We start from the raw sequence: 10054 nt of genomic DNA, 5'->3' as shown, positions 1-10054 counted from the left end.
CCCGTCAAAGCCGGACCGAGACCGAATCCGACCGAGACCGTTATACCCGATAAGGTGATGGCCAGCGGGATTTTGTCACCCGGCGTCTGCTTCAGCAGAAACGCCACCGCGGTACCGGTAAACGTCCCGTAAGCGATCCCCTCCAGAATCCTTGCGGCATACACGAGCCATGCCTGCTGACTGCCCATAAATACCAGAGTGGCAAATATGGAGATCCATATGCTGATCCGTAGCACCCGCTTGAGCCCCCAACCGCTTCCCCGGGATCCGGAGATCAGCAGTGACGGCAGGAGGAACAAGGCGTATACCGCAAACAAAATCGTGATCTGCAGGCTGCTTAAATGGTAACGCTCCTGATAGAGCGGAAATAACGGGGACGTAAACGTCGCCCCGATCGACATCATCAAAATGATCCAAAGCATGCGTTTCATATGATCACCATCACTTTTATTGGAATGTTCGTTCAAGAAAAAGGTATAAAAATCGGCCTCCTACCTACAAAACGGAGAAGCAGCCGATGCTGTAACTACATTTATCTGAACGCTCGTTCAAGAAAATCTCAAAAAATAGAATCCAGGCTCGCTGAGAATTTACCCATCTCTAATTTACTTTAAAAAACCGTAGATACCGCGACGGCACAAATATCCTCCAGTACACCGCGATCGGCCGTCGTCCGGGCCATGACATGGACGCCCTGCTTGACGCCGTTCAAAAAACAGGCCAGCTGGCGCGGACTTTGCTTGCTTCGCACCAGACCTTTGTTTTGCGCCCGCATCAAGAAGCTGAACAGCAGCGCTTCCGTATGCATATAGTGCGCATCGATCCGGCTGGCGACGTTCGGGACATAAGCTACCGCTCCCAGGGTCGTGTTCGTCATGAGGCAGCCGCGCCCACGGGCCGCGTTACTCAGTGAAACGTCCATCACTCTGGAAAAATAACGCTCCAGCTGCTCCTTGGGCGAGTCGCTGTCCTCTTTTAAAATATAGTTGTAATTCTCGTCCGTCCTTGCGCTGAAACGGTCCAGGCAGGCCAAAAACAGCTCATGCTTGTCGCCGAACGTATCGTACAGGCTGCCCCGGTGAATCCCGAGATGATCGCACAAATCCTGGATTGAGGTGCTCTCATAGCCCTTCTCCCAGAACAGGTCCAGCGCCTGGTCGACGGCTTTCTCCTGGTCGAATTCCTTGTGTCTGCCCATACCGTAAACGCCCCTTTCTTGATCCTGATGTGAGGATAACATTTTCTTGAACGTTCAGTCAAGTATTTTGCACAAAAACAGGCGGGACGCCCCCGATCTTCACGATCTCCTTAAGGGCGCCCCGACGTCGTATCGCTGCTATGAATGGAAAATGGTCATTTGGCCAAAGCCCGAGGGCCGATTATTCGTTATCCTGGGTTGGCTGTTGGCTGAACGCTTCTTTGGCGTCCTTCACCATTTCTTTGGCGAACTCTTCTCTTTGTTTGTCCGGTACCGGCATTTTGTTCAGCTCGGTTCTTTGGACCTCGTGTTTACTAAGCTCTTGATCATTGTGATTCGTCATGTCCGGGTGCACCTCCTTTAATTGCAAAAAACTGCCCAAGTGGTAGGATGCACCAGTCCAGTTTTTTTATGCATACCGCGCCTTCTAGAGCCGCTTAATTGGCCTTTATCAGCAGCGCCTCCGGCCGGTCCAGCTGGTACAAGCTGCGGTAGCGGGGCTCGTTCTCCATCAGCTCGGCATGACTGCCGCGCATCACGATCCTGCCTTCCTCCATAAACACGATTTCGTCCATGTGCTCCGCTCCGGCCAAATGATGCGTCACCCAAATCAGCGACTTCCCCTGCAGCGAATCGAGCATGATCCGGATCAGCTCATTCTCCGTCCGGGGGTCCAGGCCAACCGTCGGTTCGTCCAAAAGGACCACCGGGTTGTTACGCAGCCAAATCCGGGCCAAAGCGATCCGCTGGCGCTCGCCTCCGGAGAACCGCTGCCCGGTCTCGTGCATCCGGGTATGGTAGCGGTCCGGCAGCGATTCGATCAGCCGGTCAAGCTTCACCTGCCGGGCAGCCCGCACGATATCCTCCTCGCCGGCGTCCTGGCTGCCGAGCCGGATATTGTTGGCCACGCTCGTATCGAACAGATGCGGATTCTGGTTCAGCACGGAAACGATATGGGGCATATGCTCCCCGATCGCCGCGGCCGGAACGCCGTTCAGCGTGACCTCGCCTTCGCTAGGGGTAAGCGCCCCTTCAAGCAGCTTTAGCAAGGTCGATTTGCCCGCACCGCTGCGGCCGATGATGGCGACCTTTTTGCCCTGCGGAATATCGAGGGATATATCCCGCAGTGTCCAGGACGAATCGCCTTCATAGCGAAAGCCGGCGCGTTCCACCCGAATATGAACGGGGCCGCCGGCCATCGCTGCGGCTTGATCTCTGCTCATCTGTCCTTTTCCGTAGACTCCTCCCCTTCCAAATCCGAGAGCCGCCGCAAGGAATCCCGGTAGCGGGGAAGATGCTCCAGGGCTTCCGAGACCGGGAGCAGGGCATCCGTCACCGGGAACACGACAAGCACAAAGGCCGCGATCAGCACGGCAGGCAGCTTCCCGTCCGCATGCATCCCTGCCGCCCAGACCAGCACCGTCAGCAGGATCAAGCCGACAACGCACTGGGCAGCCAGCTGTCTGAAGCGTACCCAGGCGCGGAGCTTCGCATCCGTTCGGGCGGCTTCCCCAGCCTTCACCTCGTATGCCGCCAGAAACTGGGCCTCCCGGCCGCTGATCACCCAGTCGCCCATGCCCAGCACGGCATCGGTCAGCTGCCGGTACATGCCGGCCTTCTGCGTTTTGGCCAGCTTCGTTTGGGCCTTGGTCATCAGCAGGGATAGCCATGGCAGAATGCCGACCAGGATAAACATATACAGCGCCAGGACCAGGGCAAAGCGAAGATCCCAGCGGCCCACCGCCGCTGCGGCTGCCGCGTACATGACCAGCGCCGACGCTGCGGGAAACACGGTCCGCAAATACACATCCTGCAGATGCTCGATGTCGGTGGACAGCACGCCTAGAACGTCTCCGGCGCGAAAACGCGACTGGATCCAGAGCGCCTGCGGCTCCAGGATCCGGTACAGCCGCTCGCGCATGGAGGATACGATCCGAAGGACTGTATCATGGCCCGCCAGCCGCTCGGCATAGAACAGGACGGCCCGACCGATGCCGAACGTGCGGACGAGCACGATCGGCACGTACACCATCAGAATGTTCTCCGGGCGCAGCGCCGATTTGGAGATCAGCAGTCCGGAGGTGAACATCAGACCTGCCGCGAACAGCAGCGCGAGACTGCCAAGCCCGATAATCAGCAGGCAGCGTCCCCAGTGGGCCCGGATGTATGGTACAATCCATCCTTCTTTTCTCACCTTACTCCCTCCATTTGCGATCGAATCAAAGCGTCATACGCCCCGCCCTTGCCGAGCAGCCCCGAATGGGTGCCCTCCTCGACGATCCTGCCCTGATCCATCACCAATACACGGTCCATATCGGGCATCCAGTGCAGGCGGTGGGTGGCCAGAAAAACAAGCTTGCCCCGGAACAGACGCAGCATCGTTTGCTTCAGTTCATACTCGGTTTCAATATCGAGATGGGCCGTCGGCTCATCCAGCAAAATAATCGGCCTGTCGCTCAGAAAAGCTCTGGCGAGCGCCACGCGCTGCGCCTGCCCGCCGCTCAGCTGGCGCCCGCCCTCGCCGATCGGCTCATCCAGGCCACCCGGCAAACTGCGGACCAGCCCAGCAAGGCCGGCTGCTTCCACAGCCTGCAGCGCTTCCTCCCGGGACGCCTCCGGCGAGTAGAACCGGATGTTGTCCAGCAGGGAGCAGCTGAACAGATACGGATGCTGCGGGATATAGGTGATCTGGCTGCGCCACGCTTCACCGGCCAGCGAACCGACCGGCGTCCCGTTCAGGCAAATCTCGCCTGCATCGGGTGCGAGGAACCCGCCCAGCACGTCGATCAGGGTGGATTTGCCCGCGCCGCTGGCGCCGATGATGCCGATGGTCGGCATGCCCTGAACCTCAAAGGACGCGTCATCCAAGGAACGAGGGCTCTGGAGGTTCTGAAAGCTCTGCCCCTGCCCTTGCTCCTGCCCGGCTCCATCCGTGAAGCCCTCTGCAGGGCGGTCAGCCCCAGCCTCCCGTCCGCGTTCAGCACCATCCGTCTCCGGTGCTGAACCGTACGCCTCAGCCTGGTGCTGCACGGTCACCCCCGACAGCGTCAGCCGGCTGAATGGCGACCAATGCCAATCGGCGCCCGGACCCGGCGCTCCGTCGGAATCAGCCGGCTCTCGCTCCGGCCGATCCAGGATGGACTGCATCACGGCGCCCGCCTCTTTGCCGTCCTGCGTCGCATGGAAATCCGTGCCGACCTGCCGGACGGGCAGGAAATATTCCGGCGCCAGGATCAGCACCGTCAGCGCGGTGACCAGCTCAAGCTGGCCGTTCACAAGCCGCAGGCCAAGGCCGACGGCGACGACGGCCACCGATAGCATCGTGAAGAAGTCGAGCGCAAACGAGGACAGGAAGGCGACGCGCAGCGTGCGCATCGTCGCCGTCCGGTAGCGGTCGCTCACCTTGGCTACCGATGCGCCGTGCTCCCGGCTCTGCCCCAGCAGCTTCAGCGTCTCCAGGCCGCGCAGCGAATCGACGAAGTGGTTGGACAGCACCCGGAAGGTGTCCATCTGCTTCTCGGCCTGCTTGCGGGCCGCCAGCCCGATGAGGATCATGAAGGCGATCAGGATCGGCATGGAGACCAGCAGAATGACGCCGGACGTGATGTCACGGAAAAAGACGTAGGCCAGAATCAGCCAGGGAATGATGGACATGCCTGCCATCCGGGGCAGGATCAGCTCCAGGTATTTGCGGAACTTCTCCGTCCCTTCGAGCCCCAGCGTGACCAGATGGCCCGTGCCTTCGGTTCGCGCAAACCGCGGGCCGAGCCGGAACAGCTTGCGCAGCACCCGCCTCCGGACATCTGCCGCGGTGCGGTCCGCAAACGCGCTGCCGATTTTCTGCTGCAGCAGTCCGAGCCCGTGCCGGAGCAGGAAGGCACCGAGGAACAGCGCTATCCTGCCGGTCTGCCCGGATAGCAGCGCCCCGGCGAAACAGGGCCGATACGGCCTCGGCCAGCCCCTTGGCCATCATCAGGATGGAGACGCCTTGCAGAACCGTCAGGAGCAGCATGACGGCGAAAACGGGCTTTATCCCTTTGTAACCCAGCAGCTGCTTATCCATGGTTCTCAGTACTCCAGATGGCTCTGCTCGTGAACCCGTTTATGAAAGACGAAATAGCTCCAGATCTGATAGCCAAGCACGAACGGCAGCAGGGATAAAGCCACGATCGTCATGACCTTCAGGGAATACGGACCCGATGCGGCGTTGGTCAGCGTCAGGTTGAACGCCTGATCGATCGAGCTGATCATGACGTTCGGGAACAATCCGGCAAAGAAGAAGGCAATCGTCAGCGCAATGACGGCGCCCGTCATGCCGAATGCCCAGCCGTCACGGCGCTTGGCGATGAAGATGGCGGCCAGCACGTAAGCGGCGACGATCACCACGCCCATGACGGTCAGCAGGAAGGCACGGCCCTCAAAAATGTCCGTTTCGAAATAGGTCATGGCTCCGAACGCCGCGATCAGTACCGCCAGCGGTGCAAGCAGCACCTCCGCCAAGCGGCGGGCCCGCACCTGCAGGTCGCCGGTGACCCGAAGCGTCGTAAACATCAGTCCGTGCACGAGGCAGAGCACTACCATGGTGAGCCCGCCGACCACGGAATACAGGTTGACGATGTCGCCGAAAAATCCGGCTTTCATTTCCATCGCCTGATCGATCGGCAGCCCCCGGATCAGGTCGGCGAAGACGACGCCGAGCAGCAGCGGCGGCAGCAGACTGCCGATGAAGATGACGACATCCCACGTTTTTTTCCAAGCAGTGGTCTGCACCTTGCCGCGGAATTCAAAAGCCACCCCGCGCCCGATCAGGGCGAGCAGCAGGAGCACCAGCGGTGTGTAAAAACCGCTGAACAGCGTCGCGTACCAGTTCGGGAATGCGGCGAACATCGCGCCGCCGGCCGTCAGCAGCCACACCTCGTTGGCATCCCAGAAGGGGCCGATCGAATTGATCAGCACCCGGCGCTCCGTATCGTTTTTGGCCAGAATGCCCGTGGACATCCCGACCCCGAAGTCAAAACCCTCCAGAAAGAAAAACCCGATAAACAGCACAGCTACAAGGACAAACCACAGCTCATTGAGAGACAGCATGCGGAACTCCCTCCTTATCAAATGGATCGGCCGACTCATTCGAATGAGCAGCGTTGTCGGCGTACGGTCCTTTCTTGATGACGCGGACGAACAGATACACCATGACCACCGCCAGAATGGCGTAAATGGCCGTAAAAGCAATGATGGAGAACAATACCTGGCCGGCCGTGACGCTCGGCGACACCCCGTCGGCTGTCGTCATCAGCCCGAATACGGTCCAAGGCTGGCGTCCAATCTCCGTCATGATCCAGCCCGACGTATTGGCGATAAACGGCAGCGAAATGGCAAACAGCATCAGGCGCATAAACCAGGTGTTTCGGTTGTCGAGCTTTTTGCGTGCCGCAAGATAGGCGCCATACAAGCTGAGCACAATGAGCAGCGAGCCGCTGGCCACCATGATGCGGAAGCTCCAGAAGGTCGTGCGCACGGGAGGAATGTAATCCCCTGGGCCGTACTGCTGTTCATATTGGGACTGCAGCTCCTTCATCCCCGTCACTTCGCCGGAAAACTTGCTGTAAGACAAGAAGCTGAGCAGGTAGGGAATTTGGAATTCCCCGGTATTGGTCTGATTTTTCGTATCGATAAATGCGGTGACCGTCCACGGCGCGGGATCGCTGCTCGTTTCCCAGAGCGCTTCGGTCGCAGCCATTTTCATCGGCTGGGTCTTCACCAAATATTGCGCCTGCTGGTGGCCCACCAGTGCCACGCCGATCGAGGACACAAGCCCGATGATCACCGCGATGGCAAAAGATTTTTTGAAAAAGGCGGTATCCTGCTTCTTCAGCAGCTTGTAGGCGCTGACCCCGGTGACCAGAAAGGCCCCGGTCATAAAAGCCGCCAGAATCGTGTGCGGGAACTCCAGCAGCAGCTGGCCGTTCGTAATCAAAGCTAGAAAGTCATTCATCTCCGCGCGGCCGTTATGGATCGTAAAACCGACCGGACGCTGCATAAAGGAGTTGGCCGCCAAAATCCAGAACGCCGACATCACCGTGCCGAACGTGACCAGCCAGATGCAGATCATGTGGACCTTTTTGGACAGGCGCTCCCATCCGAAAATCCACAGGCCGATAAACGTCGATTCGAGGAAAAACGCAAGCAGCGCTTCGATCGCCAGCGGCGCCCCGAAGACGTCACCCACAAAGCGGGAGTAAGCCGACCAGTTCATGCCGAACTGGAACTCCTGCAAGATCCCCGTCACCACGCCGACAGCGAAGTTGATCAGGAACAGCTTCCCCCAAAATTTAGCCATTCGTTTGTACTCTTCTTTGCCTTTGACGACATACATCGTTTCCATGATCGCGATCGTGAACACCAGTCCAATGGATAGCGGCACGAAGAAAAAGTGAAAAATCGTCGTCGCGGCAAACTGGATACGTGACAGCATAACTACATCCATCGTCTCTTCCCTCTTTCCTGTCGTTATTCTTAAAACCCGCCTAACAGGTTCCGATAACTTGGCTTCATCGTTTCTTCCTGTATCATGGCAGACTTTGAATCCGAATATTGTGATTTATGTCACAATACCAAGCCCAAATCGTTAATTTTGTGAAATTAGTCACAAAATATTAAAAAATGAGGCCCTTCAAGCACAAAAAAGACGCCCGCACCTTTCGGCGCAGCCGTCCAATTCTTCAGTTCCTCTATATATGTTGCCTGCTTCAGGCTCGTTCGTGAAATCATGCTAGTCCCGTGCCACATAGTATTTATTGGTCATGTACCAGGCATCGCCCTTATCGGTCGGCACTCTGCCCTTCTTCTTGTCCAAAAATACGATTTCCTTGCACTTGGAACAATACCATTTGGTCGTGTAGTATTGGGAAAAGGTCGTGTAAGTCGTACCGCATTTGCAATCGACTTTGAAGTACACCCGATTTTCTTCGTACGCCTTCGAGAGCTGATCCGTGTTGTCGGGCTCCGAAGAAGGTACTACGGGCTTGATCAGTTCAGCGTAATTGGAGAACCGATTATGCACTTTAAAATCGGCGACCAGCTCCGGATTCAGGCCGAAAAACTCCTTACCGATCGCTGTGATGAATTTCGCATCTGTGCGATAGCACTCGATCCATTCCTGAATCTGCTTATTGGATAAAGGTACAGTTCCTTTAATGCCGCTATTCAAGGTGTAGGTCATGATGCTCAAATTCTCATTGTCTTCATAGAACATTAATTCGGAAACCTCCTTATGATTTCAATTAATAATGTACTACTTCTGAGGGACAGAATCAAAGTGAGAAATAGTGCCAAGTGCCGGAAATATAAAAAAGCCCCCTTTCGGGGGCCTTCCAAAGCGGGAAACCCGCAGCTGCCGGATGTAGAGCGCTTTAATGCGGCATGCGTGCGGCTTCATTTTTTGTATGAAATTACGACAAAAGGATAACATTTACCAGCCATTTTGTCGAAATCCGCCTCGTGTAAACGGTTGTTAGCCGCAGAAACAAGTCCGATTATAGACGACGGTATGGGCCGGGATACGGACCGTGTGGATAGTGTGGATGCGGAACATGATGGTGACGGCCGTCCGCCAGCACAATCACCAGCAGATCAAACAGTACGAGCGGCAGAATGAAAGGAAAAAACGAGATATGCGCCTTTCCGGGACTGCTCGAGACCGAGGAAACCTTCAGGTATACCTTGGAACTGCTGACCTTGACGATCTTACCGTAGAACGTGCTTCCGTATTTCGTCTTGATCTTTACCCGGCGGTTCATATACTTCTTGGCTGCCGAATAATGCTTGGATGTCGTCATGCGTCTCACCCCCTTCACCCCAGCTTATTCCAGCTGAGGCGAAGGGAGCCGGGGCGGAAGGCTATTTCCTGAGCCGGTTGGAGCGGAACATCAGAAAGAGCAGATAAGGCGTTCCGATGACCGCTGCCACAAGACCGACCGGAATTTCCTTGGGGGCGATCAGCAGCCGGCCGACGATATCGGATATGACCATCAGCAGGCCCCCGAGCAGCGCCGACAGCACGACCGCGCGCCGGGTATGATGCCCGGTCAGCAGGCGGACGGCGTGCGGTGCCAGCAGGCCGACGAAACCGACCGTGCCAACGGCCTGAACGACGGCGGCCGCGATGAGCACGCCGATCAGCGCTGTGAGCAGCCGGGCCCGCGTCAGCGCCAGGCCAAGCCCCTGGGATACGGCATCGCCGAATCCCAGCAGGTCCGCCCGGCGGCCGATCAGCCAGGCCGCCGGAAGCAGGACGATCAGCAGCGCAGCCAGCCTGATCAAATCGCTCCAGCCGCGGGCATAGACGGTGCCGGCCAGCCAGGCCAGCGCCGGAGCAGCCCCCATGCCGGAGCGGATGACCAGGAACTGGATCGCCGCGGCGCAGGCCGCCGACACGGCGATGCCGACCAGCGTCAGCGTGCTGGTCTCCAGCCCCTTCCGCCAGGATAGCACGCCCACCACGGCTGCTGCGCCCACAGCGCCCACGATGGCCGCAGCCGGCAGCCATCCGCTAGAGGCGGCCGGGAAGAGCACGATCAGCAGCAGCGCCCCAACGCCCGCGCCGGAGGTGACGCCCACCACCGAGGCATCCGCCAGCGGATTGCGGACGGTGCTCTGCAGCATGACGCCGGCCACGGCGAGACCGGCTCCGGCCAGCAGCGATACCAGCAGGCGGGGCAGACGCATATCAAGGATGATATTGCGGTACATCGCCTCCCCGCCGCCGCTCAGGACCGCGAGCGTATCGCCCAGCGGGATGCGCAGGCTGCCTGCCGATATGCCGATGACCAATGCCAGCAGGATCAGCACAATCATGGC

At 58.2% G+C, this 10054-nt stretch carries 9 protein-coding genes and 1 pseudogene; all 10 read right to left on the bottom strand.

The features are described from left to right. Positions 1–431 (bottom strand): MFS transporter (locus tag CPT76_RS30480; RefSeq protein ID WP_146116481.1); only part of this gene is annotated, 431 nt, incomplete at its 3' end. Between the two features lie 179 nt (positions 432–610). Then, complete coding sequence (locus tag CPT76_RS30475) at positions 611–1198, bottom strand: TetR/AcrR family transcriptional regulator (protein WP_181153155.1); 588 nt, start codon at positions 1196–1198, stop codon at positions 611–613. Between the two features lie 181 nt (positions 1199–1379). After that, positions 1380–1541, bottom strand: coding sequence for a hypothetical protein (locus tag CPT76_RS38020; protein WP_181153153.1), 162 nt, complete (start codon positions 1539–1541; stop codon positions 1380–1382). Positions 1542–1635: 94 nt separating this feature from the next. Next, positions 1636–3392, bottom strand: a pseudogene (gene cydC, locus CPT76_RS42350) (thiol reductant ABC exporter subunit CydC). After that, on the bottom strand, positions 3389–5047 hold the full coding sequence (locus CPT76_RS30465; RefSeq protein ID WP_258168994.1) for an ABC transporter ATP-binding protein/permease: 1659 nt from the start codon (positions 5045–5047) through the stop codon (positions 3389–3391). The pseudogene cydC and the gene CPT76_RS30465 overlap by 4 nt, the downstream one beginning before the upstream one ends. Before the next feature lie 219 nt (positions 5048–5266). After that, the gene (cydB, locus tag CPT76_RS30460; protein ID WP_105445529.1) at positions 5267–6286 is read right to left on the bottom strand and encodes a cytochrome d ubiquinol oxidase subunit II; all 1020 of its coding nucleotides are present in this window, start codon (positions 6284–6286) and stop codon (positions 5267–5269) included. Beyond that, positions 6270–7682 carry a cytochrome ubiquinol oxidase subunit I gene (locus tag CPT76_RS30455; RefSeq protein WP_105445528.1) on the bottom strand — a complete coding sequence of 471 codons (1413 nt, stop codon included), beginning with the start codon at positions 7680–7682 and terminating at the stop codon, positions 6270–6272. The genes cydB and CPT76_RS30455 overlap by 17 nt, the downstream gene beginning before the upstream one ends. A 285-nt stretch (positions 7683–7967) precedes the next feature. Next, a complete protein-coding gene (locus CPT76_RS30450; RefSeq protein ID WP_105445527.1) occupies positions 7968–8450 on the bottom strand; it encodes a hypothetical protein in 483 nt (160 codons plus the stop codon). A 280-nt stretch (positions 8451–8730) separates the two neighbouring features. Further along, on the bottom strand, positions 8731–9033 hold the full coding sequence (locus CPT76_RS30445; RefSeq protein WP_076171949.1) for a hypothetical protein: 303 nt from the start codon (positions 9031–9033) through the stop codon (positions 8731–8733). A gap of 61 nt (positions 9034–9094) precedes the next feature. Next, positions 9095–10054 (bottom strand): FecCD family ABC transporter permease (locus CPT76_RS38015; RefSeq protein ID WP_219845483.1); only part of this gene is annotated, 960 nt, incomplete at its 5' end.

Origin of the sequence: Paenibacillus sp. AR247 (assembly GCF_002968895.1) — a bacterium.
In the GTDB taxonomy this organism is placed as follows: Bacteria; Bacillota; Bacilli; order Paenibacillales; family Paenibacillaceae; genus Paenibacillus_AQ; species Paenibacillus_AQ favisporus.
The sequence above is the reverse complement of the archived record's forward strand: the minus strand, read 5'-3'. Positions and strand labels throughout refer to the sequence as shown.

Coding starts and splice junctions, on each gene's coding strand:
- CPT76_RS30475 (WP_181153155.1), bottom strand. CDS start 1,198: ATGGGCAGACACAAGGAATTCGACCAGGAGAAAGCCGTCGACCAGGCG.
- CPT76_RS38020 (WP_181153153.1), bottom strand. CDS start 1,541: ATGACGAATCACAATGATCAAGAGCTTAGTAAACACGAGGTCCAAAGA.
- cydB (WP_105445529.1), bottom strand. CDS start 6,286: ATGCTGTCTCTCAATGAGCTGTGGTTTGTCCTTGTAGCTGTGCTGTTT.
- CPT76_RS30455 (WP_105445528.1), bottom strand. CDS start 7,682: ATGGATGTAGTTATGCTGTCACGTATCCAGTTTGCCGCGACGACGATT.
- CPT76_RS30450 (WP_105445527.1), bottom strand. CDS start 8,450: ATGTTCTATGAAGACAATGAGAATTTGAGCATCATGACCTACACCTTG.
- CPT76_RS30445 (WP_076171949.1), bottom strand. CDS start 9,033: ATGACGACATCCAAGCATTATTCGGCAGCCAAGAAGTATATGAACCGC.